General features: G+C 40.6%; 14 protein-coding genes. 6 read left to right on the plus strand and 8 right to left on the minus strand.

Annotated elements, in window-relative coordinates:
- Positions 1 to 10 precede the first annotated feature (10 nt).
- The 3 genes from brnQ to R2S10_RS00370 are packed head-to-tail and all read right to left on the minus strand — an operon-like array spanning position 11 to position 3,266.
- Complete coding sequence (gene brnQ, locus R2S10_RS00360) at positions 11 to 1,318, minus strand: branched-chain amino acid transport system II carrier protein (protein ID WP_316838431.1); 1,308 nt, start codon at positions 1,316 to 1,318, stop codon at positions 11 to 13.
- A 47-nt stretch (positions 1,319 to 1,365) separates the two neighbouring features.
- Positions 1,366 to 2,580 (minus strand): FAD-dependent monooxygenase, encoded by a 1,215-nt coding sequence (locus R2S10_RS00365; RefSeq protein ID WP_316838432.1) that lies wholly within the window; start codon positions 2,578 to 2,580, stop codon positions 1,366 to 1,368.
- A gap of 17 nt (positions 2,581 to 2,597) precedes the next feature.
- Positions 2,598 to 3,266, minus strand: coding sequence for a MarR family winged helix-turn-helix transcriptional regulator (locus R2S10_RS00370; protein WP_316838433.1), 669 nt, complete (start codon positions 3,264 to 3,266; stop codon positions 2,598 to 2,600).
- Positions 3,267 to 3,383: 117 nt separating this feature from the next.
- Between R2S10_RS00370 and R2S10_RS00375 the strand changes: the two genes are divergently transcribed.
- From R2S10_RS00375 to R2S10_RS00400, 6 genes are all read left to right on the plus strand, one after another.
- Positions 3,384 to 4,052, plus strand: a complete 669-nt coding sequence (locus R2S10_RS00375) for an RNA polymerase sigma factor (RefSeq protein ID WP_316838434.1) — start codon at positions 3,384 to 3,386, stop codon at positions 4,050 to 4,052.
- Positions 4,053 to 4,111: 59 nt separating this feature from the next.
- Positions 4,112 to 5,302 (plus strand): FecR family protein, encoded by a 1,191-nt coding sequence (locus R2S10_RS00380; protein WP_316838435.1) that lies wholly within the window; start codon positions 4,112 to 4,114, stop codon positions 5,300 to 5,302.
- A gap of 270 nt (positions 5,303 to 5,572) precedes the next feature.
- Positions 5,573 to 9,151: a SusC/RagA family TonB-linked outer membrane protein gene (locus R2S10_RS00385; protein WP_316838436.1), complete on the plus strand. Its 3,579-nt coding sequence runs from the start codon at positions 5,573 to 5,575 to the stop codon at positions 9,149 to 9,151.
- A gap of 8 nt (positions 9,152 to 9,159) precedes the next feature.
- Complete coding sequence (locus tag R2S10_RS00390) at positions 9,160 to 10,500, plus strand: RagB/SusD family nutrient uptake outer membrane protein (protein ID WP_316838437.1); 1,341 nt, start codon at positions 9,160 to 9,162, stop codon at positions 10,498 to 10,500.
- A gap of 4 nt (positions 10,501 to 10,504) precedes the next feature.
- Complete coding sequence (locus tag R2S10_RS00395; protein ID WP_316838438.1) at positions 10,505 to 11,719, plus strand: TlpA disulfide reductase family protein; 1,215 nt, start codon at positions 10,505 to 10,507, stop codon at positions 11,717 to 11,719.
- 28 nt (positions 11,720 to 11,747) lie between these two features.
- The gene (locus R2S10_RS00400; RefSeq protein ID WP_316838439.1) at positions 11,748 to 14,672 is read left to right on the plus strand and encodes a M16 family metallopeptidase; all 2,925 of its coding nucleotides are present in this window, start codon (positions 11,748 to 11,750) and stop codon (positions 14,670 to 14,672) included.
- 35 nt (positions 14,673 to 14,707) lie between these two features.
- On the opposite strand, the gene R2S10_RS00405 is transcribed toward R2S10_RS00400, so the two are convergent.
- From R2S10_RS00405 to R2S10_RS00425, 5 genes are all read right to left on the minus strand, one after another.
- Positions 14,708 to 16,087 (minus strand): arginine decarboxylase, encoded by a 1,380-nt coding sequence (locus tag R2S10_RS00405; RefSeq protein WP_316838440.1) that lies wholly within the window; start codon positions 16,085 to 16,087, stop codon positions 14,708 to 14,710.
- 84 nt (positions 16,088 to 16,171) lie between these two features.
- Positions 16,172 to 16,633: a VOC family protein gene (locus R2S10_RS00410; RefSeq protein WP_316838441.1), complete on the minus strand. Its 462-nt coding sequence runs from the start codon at positions 16,631 to 16,633 to the stop codon at positions 16,172 to 16,174.
- 17 nt (positions 16,634 to 16,650) lie between these two features.
- Positions 16,651 to 17,064, minus strand: a complete 414-nt coding sequence (locus tag R2S10_RS00415) for a VOC family protein (protein WP_316838442.1) — start codon at positions 17,062 to 17,064, stop codon at positions 16,651 to 16,653.
- A gap of 91 nt (positions 17,065 to 17,155) precedes the next feature.
- Positions 17,156 to 17,737, minus strand: a complete 582-nt coding sequence (locus R2S10_RS00420) for a DUF4136 domain-containing protein (protein ID WP_316838443.1) — start codon at positions 17,735 to 17,737, stop codon at positions 17,156 to 17,158.
- 155 nt (positions 17,738 to 17,892) lie between these two features.
- Positions 17,893 to 18,444 (minus strand): dihydrofolate reductase family protein, encoded by a 552-nt coding sequence (locus tag R2S10_RS00425; protein ID WP_316838444.1) that lies wholly within the window; start codon positions 18,442 to 18,444, stop codon positions 17,893 to 17,895.
- Between the last annotated feature and the right edge of the window lie 27 nt (positions 18,445 to 18,471).

The raw sequence follows: 18,471 nt of genomic DNA on the forward strand, positions 1-18,471 counted from the left end.
AAATTTTTTATTAGCAGATAATTTGTTGTTGTTGCTTTCCAGAGCCGGCAATTGCCCAGGTTCCAAAAAAGCAAATAGCAGAAGGGATCACCCAACCTAATTCATATTCAAAGAGTGGGATGTAATTTAATACCTCAAGAATATTTTCGCTAAGGAGCGAGAAGTGCTTCAGTAAATAAAAAATAGCAATGACCGTTGAAGCAAGTAAAGCATAAATATATGGTGTTCGGTTTTTGACAATGGAGCCAAAGAAAACAGAATAAAGTACTAAGGTTATGGTAATTGGATAAACGAAACTTAAAATCGGATAGGCGAAAGTGATGATATTATCTACTCCGGTAATCGAAAGTACACAAGAGGCGGCACAACAAAGGGTCACCAGTAGTTTATAACCTAGTTTTCCATTGCTAAGTGAGGAAAAGAATGTTCCAAAAGCCGTAACCAGGGCAATGGAAGTGGTCAAACAGGCAAGCGCAATAGATATCGCAATTCCAATGTTTCCATATGGTCCTAAAATGGAATTGGAGATTTGCATGAGCAGCTCAGAACGCTTGATTGAAGTGCCTGATATTCCTGATGTGGCACCCAGGTAAATGAGTCCTCCGTAAATAATAAATAAGAAGGAGGATGACAATGCCCCAGCAGTAATCACCACCTGCATTTTTGAACGGGCATTCTGATAGCCTTTTACTTTGGCTGCAGTAATAATAATCCCGGCGAAGATCACGGAGGCCAGGACATCTAGGGTTTGATACCCATCAATAAAGCCTAATGTAAACGATTGACCACTACTTAGTGCGGAATCCTTATAACTGTCCGTTGGTGAAAGTATACCTGTCAGTATTAATATAATCAACAAAACGATGAGCAAGGGGGTGAGTATATTGCCGATGATATCTACTACACGGGAAGGTCGGATGGTTAAAAGCCAGGTCACTACAAAAAAGATGACGGAAGTAAGGATCGGCCCAGATGCTGGAAAGGATGGTAAAACACCTACTTCATAAGTCGTGGCTGCGGTGCGCGGAATGGCAATTAAGGGACCGATGCAGAGCATGATGATGGTTCCTAAAATTGGTGACAAGAGCGGGTGAATCTTCGCTGCCAGGTCTTCAAATTTGTCGCCTGCATTAACCACTGAAAGGATTCCCAGGAAGGGCAATAGAATACCGGTCAGTCCGAATGCCAGTATGGTGACCCATACATGATCTCCGATCTGTATCCCAATATAAGGAGGAAGTAACAAATTTCCTGCTCCGAAGAACATAGCGAAAAGGGCAAAGCCTATGGTGAGGATATCTCCTGTCTTTTTATTCAAGTTCTTGTTTTTTACTGAAGCTGCTATCTAAAAAGTCCGCAAAGTAGCTAATTTTTTGGTTTTTTTTCAAAGTCAGGCAGTTCAATTCCATCCCCAGGGGATGCTTTTTCTTTACCGCTAAAAAGCTTAGTGATTTTTTTAACTGCATTGCTGGCTATAATCCCCGCTACCGTATTCAGCACTGATACACCAAACTTTGTTTTCGGATGCGCAAGCCAGGGAACTCCCGGAGGTAGGTTTTGAATTTTTTCTACAAATGGACGCATGCGTTTTTCATAAGCTTTAAATGCATCTTCATGCTGATCATTCCTGGAGAGTTCGCCTGCGAGCAGGTAAGCGCCAACAATGGCCAGGGTGGTGCCCATGCCGGTAAGCGGAGTAGGGCAGTAGGCTGCATCTCCAATCATGCCAGCACGTCCATTGAACCATTTTGGGGCATGTATTTGGCTGATGCCATCGAAGTATACATCTTCATTTTTATCAATTTCCTCCATCAAACGCTCTGCTTCCCATCCGGCTCCTGATAGTTTTCTTTTGAGGATTTCCTTCTGTTCGCTGCTGGCTAGGTTTTGATAACCTTTGTCTTCAGAAAGAAAACTAAATGAGGCTCGGCTGGTACCATGATTATCCGGTCGGATCAAGATCACTCTGGACCCAGCTGCGGTGTACCAGCGTGCCCATTTGGTATCAGTTGCTGCCTTTGGAATGGTATACCAGGCATTGTATAATCCGGTAAACTTAACTTTTGGTGCATCACCAAACAGGATTTGCCTTGTAGTGGACCGTACACCATCGGCAGCAATCAGAAGGTCAAAGACTTGTGTGTCACCATCGCTAAAGGTGATATTTACCTTGTCTTTTTGCTGATCTATCTCTGTGATGTGTTTTCCAAACACATATTTTACTTGATCTTTTGTGTGTTTGTAGAGTATATTGACCAAATCGCCTCTAAGGATCTCTGCCTCACTGGTAAAGTTATTTGTTCCTTCTCTGGGAAAGGCAGCCTCCACCTCATTTTTCTTATTGACAAACTGGAGTCCGATTTCTCCTGTATTTGCTGCAAGGATTTCTTCTTCGATGCCCATCATCTTAGCTATCGTTCTACCGGCATTTCTTACATCCAGGTTTTGTCCACCTAGCCTCAATGCTTTTGAACGTTCTACGACAGTCACATTGAACCCGTATTTTGCCAGCCAGAAAGCTAGTGTTGGACCTGCAATGCTGGCTCCGGAAATCAGGACGTTTTGATTAGCAATTTTCATGTTCTTTAATGATTTTGTTATACACCCTTTAGTCTTTCGTTAAGTTCTTCTAAGCTTAAATTCCGATAATTTAGAAAGATCTCGTTGTGGTGCTGATCCAGCTTTCTCAATAGAAAGGACAAGGAGGTGGTTTCAGCCTGACTAAGATTTCCTACGACTACGCTTCCTACTAAACCCATTCTTGGCAATAAATCCGCTATTTCTTTTTTCCCCTTTGCTGTAATGGCAACCAGCACACTTCTTTTGTCGGTAGGGTGAGCAAATTCTTCAATCATCTCTTGTTTAAGGAGACGTTTGATCACCTCCATGCCGGAGGTTTTTTCCATGATTAACTTATGAATCAACTCAGTTTTACTCAGGGACTGGTAAGTCATCAATACGATCAAAAAAGAAAACTCGTCCAGCGTATGAATGTTTCCTTCCTTCAGCGCCTTTTTGAAATACATAGCGGCATAACGGTAAATGAAAACAAGCATGGTGGCTATTTGCGTATTGTCGTCCTGATTATCCCGGACCCATAGCTCCTGATCACCTGCCAGGTTTCTATGCTCAGAGAGTTGAGCGCCTTGGTTCGCATTCAAATATCCAAGAAAGTCTGCCATTGTATAATCTTTTTCAGCTTGATGCTGGTTGTCAAATGCGAACAGTTGTTCGACCAGTTCATGTAGAATTTCTTTCTTACCCATTATTTGTAGAATGTTTTCGTATCAAAAGTAAGAAATAAAATTCTAAAACATTGTATTTGTAGTTTTATTAGAATGTTAACGTATTAATTATCTTATTCAAGGAGAAAAACTTTAATCATGCGGGCTCCTGAAATTGGAATGTTTTATGTGCCATCCAAAAAGAATTTCATAAGTTTAGGGCTTAATAAAAAAGCATTGTCACTGAATTCTGTTCCTACTGAAATCTTTTTACTCCGCAGGGTAGCTGCTGGAGATGAAGATGCTTTCTCGAAGTTATTTGATGATTACCAGCAGCAGGTTTCGGGATTTGTATTTTCTATTATCGGTTCCAAAGAACTTACTCAGGAGATCGTACAGGATATTTTCATCAAGGTCTGGCAAAAAAGGGGGGAGCTGTTAGAGATACAGAAATTTGATGCTTACCTCTTTGTTTTGAGTAAAAATTATACCCTAAACTGCATTAGAAAGATTCAGCGAGAGGAGAAAAAAGCAACAGCGTATAATAGCTTACAACCTGATGTGGAACAGCCGCAGAGTGATATTGACAATGATGATTACCTGGAGTTGATTGAAAAAGCCACTTCAACGCTGCCCCCACAACAGCAACGCGTGTTCCGACTTCGAATGGAGGGACTTAAAAACCATGAAATTGCGGCTCAACTGATGATTAGTCCAGATTCGGTGAAAAAGTACCAGCAACTGGCTTTAAAGAGCGTTGCTACCTTTGTGAAATTGCATCTTTCCTACCTCGCATTGTGGGTGATGATGGGTTTAATGCAAAAATAATTTTCTGACATCCACTTTTCCATAGTTTCGGTGTCTTTATGTTTAGATACCGAGAAATAATGAATTTACGAATCGTTTATTTAAGGGCGCGGCAACGTGCTCATACACTTAGCGAGCTACAAAAAAGAGAATTGTTAACCTTGTTGGCAGATCCAGCTAATGCATCAGATTTTGAGGAGTTAACAGCAGAAATTTGGGGAAATCCCGAATCGGCAGTTCCTGTTTTTAAACCTGAAGAAAGTAGGGCAATACTAAAAAATATACTTGCGGCAGGCAGGATCTCTCCTGAAGAGGAACAAAAAACGGTCAGATTGAAATCTAATTCCCTGCCATTATGGATTAAGATTAGTGCTGCGGCAGTCTTGATCAGTTTGTCGACCGTACTGTTCTTTTATATCAATCCTTTAAATAATTCCAGAAAAACAGAATTGGTAGCATTAGTTACTCCGGGAACTGATAAGGCTTTTCTGACGATGGCGAATGGGACGAAGTTTAGTTTGGCGGATATTGAGCGGGGAGATGAGGCAAAGTATCGTTCCAATGGTATTTCTAAAACCAAAGATGGCTTTTTGAAATACGCACCTGTTGCACAGCAAGTCAATTCCAATGTAAAAGCTCTGAATGTACTGGTGACCCCTAAAGGTGGTCAGTATAAAATCATGTTGCCAGATGGCACAAAGGTCTGGATGAATGCAGCAAGTACCCTTAGATTTCCTTTGGCATTTGATGGCGGAGTCCGCATGGTAGAAATAGAAGGGGAAGCTTATTTTGAAGTGGCGAAAGATAAAAGTAAAGCTTTTAAGGTACGCAGTTCCGATCAGCTGGTTGAAGTATACGGTACCCACTTTAACATCAATAGCTATCCGGAGGAGGCCAGGATAGTAACGACCTTGCTGGAAGGATCTGTTGCTGTGAGTGATTTAAAGTCAGGAAAGCAGTTGATGCTTAAACCCGGACAACAGGCAGTGTTGGCCAATGGTCTTTCTGTGTCTGCCGGTCAGATGGAAGAAGCAGTGGCCTGGAAGGAGGGTTATTTCCTGTTTGAACATGAAGAACTTGGCAGTATTATGCGAAAAGTATCACGCTGGTATAATATTGAAACCCAATTTAAAAATGAGGAGCTGAAACACGTACGTTTTGGAGGAACTGTAGACCGCTTTCAGAACCTGGGCGATGTATTGAGAATGCTGGAGCTGACAGGAAATGTGAAATTTAAAATCGAAGGAAGAACCGTTATAGCTTATAAATAATAATTAACCAAACCAAACACAAGATGACAAAAGAAATTAGCGAATCTGGGCCTTAAAAGGTAGGGGTTGAACAGCTAGATAGAAACAGAGGCGCTTCCGACGCCCCTGTTCTGATGCTTGTTTAGCCTGATGGCTACGCGCCGGTAAAAATTACTTCAGAATTTTTCACGATAAACAAGATTATAAATGTATAAAATTTATACTAGAATCATACTGCCCTATGCGCCGGTTTTCCGGCGCCTATTTGATGCAGATAAAACACAAATAATTATGCGATTGAAACTGATCAGCGTAATTCTATTGGCAACTTTTATGCAGGTTAGTGCCAATGGTTTTGCGCAAAGGGTCTCATTGAAAAAGAACAACATCACACTGGAACAGCTGTTTACAGAAATTAGAAAACAGACGGGTTATAATGTGCTATGGTCTGTAGAACAGGTAGATGAGCATTGGAAAATGAATGCCAATTTCAACGATGCACCAATAGCAGAAGTGCTGGAAAAATCACTTTTAAGTTATGGGCTGACCTACGTATTGGAAAATAAAACCATAGTGATTAAGTCAAAAACTGGGTTGAAACCGGCTGCAGAAATACTTGCTGTGCTTTTGGATATTAATGGTAAGGTAACTGACGAATCTGGTAATCCATTACCTGGTGCAGTAATCCGTGTTAAGAATAGCAAGATTGGATCGAGCACTGGTAATGACGGATTGTTTACGCTCAAAGGTGTTCCGGAAAATTCAATAATCAGCATTTCCTATATCGGTTATCAAAGTCAGGAAGTAAAACTGGAGCGTTCAAAGTACATTCAGATTTCGCTAAAACCGAGCATGGTGAATCTGGAGCAGGTACAGGTAGTAAGTAACGGTTATCAGACCATTAAACGCCAGCAGCTAACAGGTGCTTTTGCTACTTTATCTGGAGATGACTATAAGCAGAGTATCCCGGTAAACAGCAATGTACTGGAGAATATGGAAGGTAAATTGGCTGGATTGGTGATGAATGTAAATGCCTCAGGTAGTCAGGACAGCAGTCCGATTAGCATTCGCGGGGTATCGACTTTTAATGCGGTAAAATCTCCTTTAATTGTATTGAATGGCTTTCCGACTGAAATCAGTCTGGAGTCTATCAATCCTTACGATGTAGTTTCGGTAACCGTATTAAAAGACGCTGCTGCTGCGGCTATTTATGGGGTGCGTGCTTCGAATGGGGTAATTATTATCATGACCAAGAAGGGAACAGAAGGTGCCCCAAAGTTTCAGCTCAATACCACCGTATCATTTAAACCAAAGCCTAATTTCGATAAGCTGGATTTACTTTCTGGTCGCGGCTTTGTTGACCTGGAAGGCAGTTTGGCAAAGAACAACATTGTCAATAACTTCATGACCAAGGAAAATTTTGACTTCGAAGGTGGGACTTATACGCCTGTTTATGGCGCTGTTGATGATTTATTGAACGGTGTAATTACGCAGGAACAAGCAGATGCCATCTTTAATCAGTATGCTGCATACGACAATACCAAAGATTACCAACGTCTGTTTCAGCAAAACCGTTATTTAAGGGCATTGGATTTAAATGCCAGTGGAGGAACAAAAAATTCAACCTATTTCTTCGGTGTAAATAGAGTGGATAATGACCAGCTGGTTAAAGGTTCTAAGTTTAATAAAACCAGCTTAACCTATCGTGGATCGATGGATTTTCTAAAGGTGCTGAGCCTTGATGTTCAGGGGGTTTACACGAATACGAACGACCGCAGTCCTACGGCTCCAGATTACATGGCCATCAAACCATATGAAGGGTTTTTAGATGCAAACGGAGCTGCAGTTGCTACTTTTCTGAGACCTTACAGCAACAGTCCTTATTTTGGATATGATGGTATTTATGGAAGTATAAATGCGGAGAAGAACCAGCAGAACATTGAAATGGGGCTTTACGACGGTAATTATTATCCTTATAATGATTTTCTAGATTATAGCAATGTAACTAAAGGCAACAATTTCCGTTTTCAGGGAAACCTTAAGGCTAAAATTACCAATGATTTGAATTTGGAAGTAGGTGCTGCATTTGAAAAAGGATTGAGCACCAATAATTTTACTTCTGCAGAATCTGCTTACGAAAATAGAATGCGCTTAAACTACTTTGCAAGGGCAGGTGTAAACGGACCGGAGTTTAGAATTCCTAAAGGAGGATCAAATCAGATCAACAACTATACGACTGAAGCTTACACGATCAGGGCACAAGCAACTTACAGCAAGTTATTCAATGATAAACATGATTTATCGATTCTGGCAGGTGCAGAACAGCGAAAAATGATTTACCATACGGATCGTAACACCTTGTTTGGCTATGATGCACGGTCCCTAACTTCTAAACCTTTTGATGCAGCACTGCTTGGAAACTATAATTTCGCACCAGATTACATGTATGAGCTGGTTCCGCTTTCGGGTTATCTGGTAGATTACTCTTCTTACAGCGACTTTTTCAATCAAACTTATCGTGACGATCGTTTTGTCTCTGCTTATGCAAATGCTGCATATACCTATGACAGCAAATATAGTTTTACAGGAAGTTTAAGAATTGATCAATCTAATTTATTTGGTTCGGATCCGAAGTTCAGATACACGCCGTTATGGTCGTTAGGAGCTGCCTGGAATATTAAAGGCGAAGAGTTCCTGAAAAATGTTTCCTGGTTAGATGAGCTTAAATTAAGAGTGGCCACGGGTTATAATGGTAACATTATTAAATTGAGTGGACCTTATAACATTCTGAACAACAGAATAAATAGTCAGGCGAAACCAGAACCTATTCTAGGTTACTATGTGCAGACACCGGCAAACAGTGGTTTGAGATGGGAAAAGACAATCAATTACAACTTCGGACTTGATTTTGGTGTAGGTACGAACCGCATTTCCGGAAGTGTGGATTACTATATCAAACATGCTAAAGACGTGTTTTCTTACCTTGCTACTGATGCCACAAAGGGTTTCTCAAACCAATTGGTGAACAATGCGGAGATTATGAACAAAGGATTGGAGCTGAACCTGAGAAGTGTGAACATACTCAATGACAATTTTTCCTGGAGAACTCAGCTTACAGCTTCTTTCAACAAAAATGAAGTACTGAAGTATAGAGTGAACACCTCCCCAACGACATTTAATCAGGTAAACGGCGGGCAGAGTGTAGAGGGGTATCCTCTGAACGCCATCTTTACCTATAATTATAAGGGACTGAATGAGCTGGGCCAGCCAATGGTTGATGATGGAAATGGGAACAATGTGATCCTGAGAAATAATTTTGGTGATGTGGTGGATATTCCTTTGTCCGCTCTTCATTATGCAGGAACAACTGATCCTAAGTATGTATTGGGTTTAACCAATCAATTTACGGTAGGGAATTTTGATCTTTCGATGTTATTCATGTATTATGGAGGGCATGTGGCAAGGATTGCTCCACCAAACTATAATGCTTTCCGACCAATCAATGGCGCACAGAATTTCTGGAAACAAGCAGGGGATGAGTTAACGACACGTATGCCAGGTATTCCTGTTTACGGTTCTGAAAACTATTTTGATTATGCGGCCATTAATGGCTATACCTATGCTACGGAGTTTGTGAAAAAGATGGATTTCATCGCACTGCGTAATGTGACTTTAACCTATAAAGTGAGCCCTGCCTTTTCTAAAAAACTGGGTTTAGATCAGACCAAACTTTCTATTCAAGTTCAGAACCCTGTGAAATATGTATTTAGCGGAAATGATGTTGATCCGGAAACCATCGACTTCAGAAGTGGTGTGCGGAATTTTGGTGTCGTACCTGCTTATACTTTTTCTTTAACCACTAATTTTTAATGATCGCTATGAAGAAGATATATACTTTAGTACTCTTTTGTACTGTGATGATCAGTGTTTCCTGCAGCAAGTTTCTTGATGTAAAGCCTATTGGAATCATCATTCCTGAAAAAACGAATGATTATGAGTTACTGCTGGATGATATTAATATTACCCGCTCATTTTATTCGAGTACTATTTTCACCTATGATGACATCAGCAATGTGACTTTTACGCCGCAGACGGAAACCTCCATTGATGCCAACCTTTATTTTTGGAAGACCTATTTAGATGTAAACTCGCAAAGCAGGCCAGCAGCCTGGGCGGATTACTATAACAACATCAGTAATTTAAATGTGATTTTGGAAGGCGTGCTCAATGCTACCGATGGGACTCCGCAGAAACGTCAACAGATTTATGCGGAGGCATTGGTGGCGCGGACTTTCCCATATTTTCATTTGTTGAGCCTTTTTGCGCCAGCTTATGATCCCGCTTCTGCAACAACTGATCTGGGATTGCCATTTGTAGTGTCTACAGATCAGAACGCCGCTTTACCAGAGCGCCTGACGTTAAAGGCGCATTATGATCAGTTAATTGCAGACATTCTGAAAGCAATTCCTGATTTGCCTGCTCAGAATATCAATAAAACCAGGATTACTAAAAATGTAGCCTATGGAATGTTGTCGCGTATTTACATGAGCATGCGCGATTATCCGAATGCCTTAAAGTATGCGGAACTGGTAATTGGAAGTGGAAATGCGGTATTGCTGAATTATAATGATTACGCTTCTTCTAATGCACTTCCACCAACCAATGTGAGTCCGGAGGAGTTGTTTTTGCGCTATTCTACGAATTCCAGATACAGGTTTTCAAACGAGTTGCTTGCTAAATTCGACCAAAGTACGGATTTGCGTATGAAACTATTCACAGCTACAGATGCTGGTGTAGTGAGTTTCCAGAATGCCAATTATAATCCAAATCGTGGCATTACCTATGCGGAAATTTATTTGAATAAAGCTGAATGTCTGGCCAGAAGCGGAGCTATTGATCCAGCACTGGATGTCCTGAACAATACCATTCGGGTAAACCGCATTGCGGCCGAGGCTTATGAGCCAGTGGAAGCTAACAGTCAGGAAGAGGCATTGAATCTAATTTTATTGGAACGTCGCAGAGAACTGGCTTTTAAAGGCTTAAGGTGGAGTGATATGAAGCGCCTTGACAAGGAAAACAGAATGCAGCCAGTGGTTCGTTATGCGCCAAATGGAAGTACTGTATTTGAAACCTTAGCACCTGGCAGCCTGAAATATACCTTTCAGATTCCTTTACAAACCCAATTGTTTAATCCAAACATGAAACTAAATAAAAGATAATCAGATGAAAATAATAATCATATATAGTTTGTGTCTGCTGCCAGTAATCAGTGTAGCGCAGACTCCATTTACATTAACAGGAAAAATCGGCAATTATTCATCACCTGCTAAAGTATTTGTCAGCTATGCCGGAGGACCTGCAGGAAACCAGTTGGTAAGAGATTCTGCAGTATTAAAAAATGGCGTATTTATCATCAAAGGTCCTGCGATTAAGGAACCTAAAACTATAGAGCTGCAGTTCAGTCCTAAAGGTCACAGCAGGAGTAAGTTGATTATGGATTCTTACAAAACCTATAACAACCTGGATCATATTGATCAATTCAGAATGCTGGTGCAATCCGGAAAAAATGAAATCAGTTCAAAAGACTCCTTAAAGAACAGTGTAATTGCTGGAAGTCAGATTGAATTACAGCGCAGGAAATTTGAGTCTTTTATTCAACCGGTTTCTGCACCAATGATCCTGGAGGAGCGCAACTGGGTTGCTATGAGTAAATTGAAAGCTCAAGGCAAGGCGATCGATGAGCAAGCTTATATGGCTTCGCTGGAAAAAAGGGTGGTGCTGGAGCGTGCTTATAAATTAAAATTAGCGGATTTTGTTGCTGCTAATCCTGATGATTATTTCAGTGCGGTTGCGTTGACCAAGATGTTGTCTGCGGGTACACAAGTGAGTGCTGTAGATAAGCAAAAAATTGATGATTTGCTGGTGGTGAAGGAACTGGTAAAAGTTTTAACGCCAAAAGTAAAGCAGTATCAGGTATTTGCTGCTGTTCAATATTATATTGGGGAATTGGATAATAAACCGGTAGATGTTGCTTTTAAAGACTTCAAGCAATTCACACCAGATGGGAAAGCGGTGAGCTTAAGCGATTTTAAGGGCAAGTACCTGTTTGTAGATTTCTGGGCATCATGGTGTGGTCCATGTCGTGGGGAGAATCCGAATGTACTGCGTGCTTACAACAACTATAAACAAGATGGACTGGAGATTTTAGGTGTTTCTTTTGATGATAAAAAAGAGGCCTGGCTTAAAGCAATAGAAGAGGATAAAATGCCATGGACACAGATTTCTGTCCTTAAAGGTTTCCAGAATGATGCCGCTGAGTTATACCATATTCAGGGCATTCCTGCCAGTATACTGATCAATCCGGAAGGGAAGATTATTGCCTATGATCTTCGTGCTGAGGACTTAGAAAGAAAACTGCAGGAAATATTTAAACACTAGTACCCTATAGGTAAACCTAATTATTTATATGAACAAACAATTATTTAAAATTAGCCTGATTTTCGGGCTGATTTTTTTTACGGCTTTATTGGCCCTTGCGCAAAACAAAAAATATGTATGGAAAACAGGCACATCGGCCGGCTATACTTATAAATACATTACAAATGATCCTGCAAAAGCTAGATTTTATACTTTAAAAAACGGGCTTACTGTCATCCTGAGTGAGAACAAAAAAGAACCAAGGATTACCTCCAAAATCGTAGTGCGGGCGGGGAGTAATACAGATCCGAAAGAACATACAGGTTTAGCGCATTATCTGGAGCACCTGTTGTTTAAAGGAACAGACAAGTATGGTTCTCTGGACTGGGCAAAAGAGCAACCACTTGTTCAGGAAATCGAAGACCGCTACGAAGAATACAACAAAACAACAGATGTGGCTACGAGAAAGGCCATGTATAAAGGAATCGATTCGGTATCGGTATTGGCCTCAAAATATGCCATTGCCAATGAGTACGATAAGTTGATGGGCGCAATGGGCGGTCAGGGGACGAATGCACATACCTGGGTAGAGGAAACGGTTTATGAAGAAGACATTCCTGCAAGTGCTGTAGATCAGTTTCTGACTGTTCAGGCAGAGCGTTTCCGCAATCCGGTGTTCAGGTTATTTCATACCGAGCTGGAAGCCGTTTATGAGGAGAAGAATGAATCTTTAGATAACGATGGATGGAAAATCCAGCAGACCATGCACAGTTCTTTGTTTCCTACCCATAATTACGGTCAGCAGAGTACCATAGGTACGATTGCACACTTGAAGAATCCTTCTTTGAAAGCGATTAGAAAGTATTACAACGATTATTATGTGCCAAATAACATGGCAGTGATTATGGTTGGTGATTTCAAATCCGATGAGATGGTCAAGAAGATAGATCAACATATGGGCTATATGAAAGCGGCGCCTGTGAAAGCATATCTACCAGTAGCGGAAAAGCCATTGGCTGGACCAATAGTAGAGGATATCTATGGCCCGACGTCTGAAAGCCTGGCCATCGGTTATCGTATTGCTGCCAATGGAACAAAGGAAGCCCTGATGGCTGATCTTGTAGCTGAAATTTTATCAAATGGAAAGGCTGGTCTATTGGACTTAAACCTGTCGCAACCACAGAAGGTGTTACAAGTAGGGGCTTATACCAGACAATATAAGGACTATGGTATATTTTCAATTTATGCAGCACCAAAGGAAGGTCAGACTTTAAAAGAGGTAAAGGATTTGGTATTGCAGCAGATTGAGCTGTTGAAAACTGGAAACTTTAGTGAGGACCTGCTGAAGGCAATCGTGGCCAATCAAAAGCTCAGTGCTTTAAACAACATTGAAGACAATGCCTCAAGGGGAGAAGATTTAATGAGTGATTATATTAAATCAAACACTAAAAACTGGGGGAAAGAAGTTTCCAGGATTGATGATATCGCAAAGATGAGCAAGGCTGAAATCGTTGCTTTTGCAAAAGCATTTTTTGCGGACAATTATGTGGTATTAAACAAGTATCAGGGAGAGGGGCCTCAAATTGAAAAAGTAGAGAAACCACCAATTACTGCCGTGGAAACAAATGCGGGTTCTCAATCGGATTTCCTGAAGATGGTAGCTAAGATTCCAACCGAGCGAATCGCTCCAAAATGGCTTGATTTTCAGAAAGACATTCAGCATGGGAAGTTTGGTGAAGCGGAAATTTTCGCGGTAAAAAACACAGACAATCAGTTGTTTCGACAGTATTTTCAATTTGAAATGGGGAAATGGAATAGTAAATTATTGCCGCTGGCAGCTGCTTACCTCAGCTTTTTGAGTCATGATAAAAAGTTCTATGAACTGGCTTGTAAATTTTTTCTGAACGTGGATAATCAGGTCACTACAGTGGGCCTGACTGGATTACAGGAAAACTACGGTAAGGCGATGCAATTGCTGAAGGAAGTATTATTGAATGGTCAGGTAGACCAGGCTGCTTTTACAGCGATGAAAGAAAACCTGCTGAAAAATCGTCAGAACAACAAGTTGAATAAGGGGAGTATGATGCAGGCCATGTTGAGTTATGCGGCTTATGGCAAGAACAATCCTTATAATTTTACGCTGACGGATGCTGAAATTAACAATTTAAAACCTGAAGAATTGATAGCTGTACTTCGCGATCTTTTTTCTTACAAGTACAACGTAATTTATTATGGTCCGGCTGGATTGCCTGAGTATAAAGTAATGCTTGAAAAAAATCATCAACTGCCTACACAGTTTAGGGCTTACCCTGAGGCTATCGCCTTTAAAAAGGTGGCGCAAAATGAAAACAAGGTGCTATTTACAGATTACAATATGGTACAAGCTGATGTAAGCTGGTATCGCAATGCAAATCAGTATGCCCCTGCACAGGAAGTAACTGCCGATTTGTTTAATAATTATTTTGGTTTTGGGATGGGTTCTGTTGTTTTTCAGACCTTACGCGAATCAAAAGCTTTGGCTTACAGTACGAGCGCAGTATATGGAAAACCAAGAAAAAAAGAAGACCAGTTTTATGTGACTGCGTTTATTGGCTGTCAGGCAGATAAGGTGGACGATGCCATTAAAGGCATGAATACTTTATTGAACGACTTACCTCATAATGAAAAAGCATTCCAGTCTGCAAAAATGAGTCTTTCCACTCAGCTGGAAACAGAGCGAATCATGGAAGATCGAATTATATTCAGTTATATCGATGCAAAGCGTAAAGGGCTGGATTATGATTTAAGGAAAGATGCTTATGCAGCGATTCCTAAGATTTCCTTCCAGGACATTCAAAAACTTCATCATGATTATTTTGCAAATCAAGCTTATACTTATTGTATAGTGGGGGCGCAAAAAAATCTACCACTTTCTCAACTGTCCAATTATGGCAAAGTTGAACAATTATCCTTAGAAACTCTTTTTGGGTATTAAATTTAGATCAGGGCCGGTAAATACCGGCTCTGATTCTATTGATAACCTAGTAGGTTTAACAGCCGCTCGCTGCTCTGTTTTTCAGAAAAGACAGCATACTCCAGGTCACCGTAGGGGTCAGTATCTATAGTAATATGTTTAGGTGATGGAATCAGACAATGATTTACGCCTCCAAAGCCACTTAATGCTTCCTGATAGGCACCTGTATGAAGGAAAGCAATATATTGTTCTGCTTCCGTATCAGGCAACATAATAAACTCATTTTCCGGACAGTTAGGGTAATAGTCTGCACTATCGCAGGTAAGTCCGCCAAGAATAAATGGTTTAAGATCTTTATTCAAGTTGTTGATCGGCAAAACCGGATACTCCTGACGAATGGCCCAGGTATCGGGAAGATGAGTAATAAAGGATCCGTCAATGATAGCCCAGTTCATCTCATCAGCTATTTTCTTTTCATGGACCCGGAAAATAGTGGCAGTGGCTTCCGCAACTGTGTATTTTCCAAATTCAGTGATGATGTTGGGCTCCATCACACCTTCTTCCTGACAAATGCTTTGAACCGTTGAAATGATGCGGTTAACTAAAAATTGAATGTCAAAGTCGGAATTGATACGACTTCGAAATGGCATTCCACCGCCAATATCCAAGGTCTTTAGATCCGGATTCTGTCTTTTTAATTGACTATAAAACCTTACAATCTCTTCCAGCACCAGCCAGTAGTCCTCACTATTGTCCATTCCTCTTTCATTAAAGAAATGTAAGGTGTTGAGTTCCAATTTTTCATTTTTACTGATCTCATGCTGATAAAAACTGAGAATGTCATCTGGAGATAAACCAAATCTGGATTTTCGATCATATCCGGCTATAAAGCTTAAATTTAACCTGACGCCTATTTTAATACAGGATAAACTCTTTAATTCATGGATATAATACAGGAGTTCAGTTTTACTATCTATGATGGGCATAACCGAGCAGTATCCCTGTTGAATCATGGAAGTGATTCCTGCCTGATATTCAGGCGTCTTATATCCATTGCAAATAATTGGTGTTCCAGGTTTGATGTTCCCCGCTTTAATCAATGATCTGATCAGCGCGATATCATAAGCAGAGGAAATTTCAATACCGATATTGGATTGAATCGCCTTCTTTAGCACATGCTCGAAATGAGAGCTTTTGGTGCAGTAGTAATAGCTGTAGTTACCCTGATAATTTGTTCTTTCCATTGCCTTTTGAAAATACATTTTCATCATTTCAATTTGCCTAGAAATGGCTGGAAGAAAGGTAAATCGCAAAGGGCTTCCGTGATCTTTAGCTAGTTTTAGTAGATCTATGTCTCTATAAAATAATTTATCATCTTTTATATCGAATTCATCAGGCAGTTCAGTCTCCTGATGTATCAATAGTTTTTCATTCATTCAAAAATCCTCGCTTTATAAGAATGCGAAGGTATTTCTATTTTAACCTTAAATTCAGGTATAAAATCCAGAATAAATAGTACTTTATCCTTGTCGCGGATGACCGATTTGCTCTGCCAGACCGATCAGAATCCCTTCTGCACCACGAATGTAGCAGAGCCGATACGAGTTCTGATACTGAACCACTTCTCCTACGAGCTGGCCGCCATGTTTGCTGAGTCTGGATACCATCTCGTCAATGTCTTCAACGGTAAACATGGCACGTAAATAACCGAGGCTGTTCACTGGGGCTGTTCGGTGGTCTGAAATAGGAGCAGGGCTGAGAAATTGCGAAAGTTCCAGACGACTGTGGCCATCAGGGGTAACCATCATGGCAATTTCTACGCTTTGATCGCCCAATCCGGTAACACGACCGGCCCATTCCCCCTCAATGGTAGCCCGCCCTTCGAGCTTTAGGCCTAGCTCCAGAAAAAAAGGGATGGCATTATCGAGCGACGCTACAACGATGCCGATATTGTCCATCCTGATTAGTTTGTTTTCCGCCATAATATTTCTCCTTAATTTTAAGATTGCGGCTCCGGCGCGCCATTAGGGTCCATCCAAACATATTCCCAATGGTGACCATCGAGGTCTTCAAAGCTGTGTTGGTACATAAAACCATAGTCGCTGGCAGGATTAGGTATTGTGGCACCTGCAGCTACTGCTTTGTTCACCATCTCGTCGACACCCTCTTTACTATCTACAGATAGACAAATAGAACACTCAACCGCTTTGTGGGCATCTATGATTTCTTTTTTAGTAAAAGTCTGAAAGAAAGGTTGGGTCAGCAGCATAATGTAAATGGTATCGCTGATGATCATACAGGTTGCTTTCTCGTCGGTGAATTTCGGATTAAAAGTATAACCAAGTTTTGTGAAAAATGCTATAGATCTGTTGAGGTCTTTAACAGATAGGTTTACAAAAATTTGAGTTGCCATTTTTTAGCGGATTAGTTTATTCAAATTTACAGGAATGCCAAATACATCTAGATGTGTAAACATGACAAGTTAAGGGGGGAAATGCGACAGGTTACATCAGCTTTTTGAATATATTGCTGACTACCTCCGGCAATTCATTAATGGCCTTCTCAGGATTATCAACCACTCCTTCAGCCCAACCTCTCCAGACCACCTTAGAAGATCTGCGATCGATAAGATCTATAACAATGCTTCCTTCTTTTACGGTCATTCTTCTTTCAGTACTGCCAACATATATTGGAAAAGGATTGTAAAAGTTATAATAATAAGCCGACCGGCCTCTATAATAACCCATTCTAGGACCCATGTTCCATGGAGAGTAGTAATAGACTGGTTCGTTATATATTCGGGTTTCCCGGTTTACAAAAGCGGTGTAACGAACCAATAGGTCCGGTTTTCCATTGTCAAGTGTCAAGCCCCTTTTGTTGAGTTCCTGACTGGCGGTTTCTACAATCCGATCGGTAGCAATGTCGTTATTATAGATATTTGAACTCTTAGACTGGCCTTCAGGAATCCAGGCATAAGTTTTATAATTTGTACTCAGCGGTTTATTACTCACTGCATAGTAATTGTAAGGCGAACAGGCTGTTAGCATGGCTAACAAGGCCAGTACTACAAATAGTTGCTTTTTCATTTTGATGTGTATTTAAATAAAGTAGAAAAATACCCATGCCTTTTTATTTTTATGTTAATTTACGAAATTTTTGGGGCTGTGGATGGAGCTGAAAGAAGGAATTACATATCAATGACCATCGGGAAAAATGAAGTAATCATCTGATCAGCCATTGATCATTGCTTCGAATAATGAAGCGCTACACATCCAGATTTAAGTGTCTTTGAGTCCAGTAGTTTTAAGTTTAGCGAAGCTTGAAGATTTGTTTCCTCAAACAACCTTCTTCCTGTCCCCACAATGATAGGATGAACAACAAAATAAAATTCATCTACCAGACCCATTGCGATCAATTGAGCAGGCAGGCTTACACCACCAATTGAAATGTTTTTGCCTGCTGCCTGTTTCAGTTTTAATACTTCCTCGGCGAGGTTCGCAGAAATAAGTCTAGAATTTCCTTCCACCTTAGTTAATGATCTGGAAAAAACCACTTTATCAATGGCGTCGAATGTTTGCGCAAATTCATTTTCTGACTTCGTCCCTGACTGGTTTTTTGCGATTTCAGGCCAATATGGAACCATCAATTGATAGGTCTTACGTCCATAGACGATCAGGTCAACATCTTTCATCAGATCCCTAAAATAATCCTGGATCTCTTCGCTGCCATTAAATTTGGTATGGTCGCAGCAACCATCTGTAGTCAGATTGATACCATAGATGACATTTCTCATGGATTAATAATTTGCTTTAATTAGAAC

This window comes from Pedobacter gandavensis (genome assembly GCF_032678745.1).
GTDB lineage: Bacteria > Bacteroidota > Bacteroidia > Sphingobacteriales > Sphingobacteriaceae > Pedobacter > Pedobacter gandavensis_C.

Bases quoted from the DNA above. Each gene is read 5' to 3' on its own strand.
- R2S10_RS00365 (WP_316838432.1), bottom strand. From the start codon at position 2,580: ATGAAAATTGCTAATCAAAACGTCCTGATTTCCGGAGCCAGCATTGCA.
- R2S10_RS00370 (WP_316838433.1), bottom strand. From the start codon at position 3,266: ATGGGTAAGAAAGAAATTCTACATGAACTGGTCGAACAACTGTTCGCA.
- R2S10_RS00375 (WP_316838434.1), top strand. From the start codon at position 3,384: ATGCGGGCTCCTGAAATTGGAATGTTTTATGTGCCATCCAAAAAGAAT.
- R2S10_RS00380 (WP_316838435.1), top strand. From the start codon at position 4,112: ATGAATTTACGAATCGTTTATTTAAGGGCGCGGCAACGTGCTCATACA.
- R2S10_RS00385 (WP_316838436.1), top strand. From the start codon at position 5,573: ATGCGATTGAAACTGATCAGCGTAATTCTATTGGCAACTTTTATGCAG.
- R2S10_RS00390 (WP_316838437.1), top strand. From the start codon at position 9,160: ATGAAGAAGATATATACTTTAGTACTCTTTTGTACTGTGATGATCAGT.
- R2S10_RS00395 (WP_316838438.1), top strand. From the start codon at position 10,505: ATGAAAATAATAATCATATATAGTTTGTGTCTGCTGCCAGTAATCAGT.
- R2S10_RS00400 (WP_316838439.1), top strand. From the start codon at position 11,748: ATGAACAAACAATTATTTAAAATTAGCCTGATTTTCGGGCTGATTTTT.
- R2S10_RS00405 (WP_316838440.1), bottom strand. From the start codon at position 16,087: ATGAATGAAAAACTATTGATACATCAGGAGACTGAACTGCCTGATGAA.
- R2S10_RS00410 (WP_316838441.1), bottom strand. From the start codon at position 16,633: ATGGCGGAAAACAAACTAATCAGGATGGACAATATCGGCATCGTTGTA.
- R2S10_RS00415 (WP_316838442.1), bottom strand. From the start codon at position 17,064: ATGGCAACTCAAATTTTTGTAAACCTATCTGTTAAAGACCTCAACAGA.
- R2S10_RS00420 (WP_316838443.1), bottom strand. From the start codon at position 17,737: ATGAAAAAGCAACTATTTGTAGTACTGGCCTTGTTAGCCATGCTAACA.
- R2S10_RS00425 (WP_316838444.1), bottom strand. From the start codon at position 18,444: ATGAGAAATGTCATCTATGGTATCAATCTGACTACAGATGGTTGCTGC.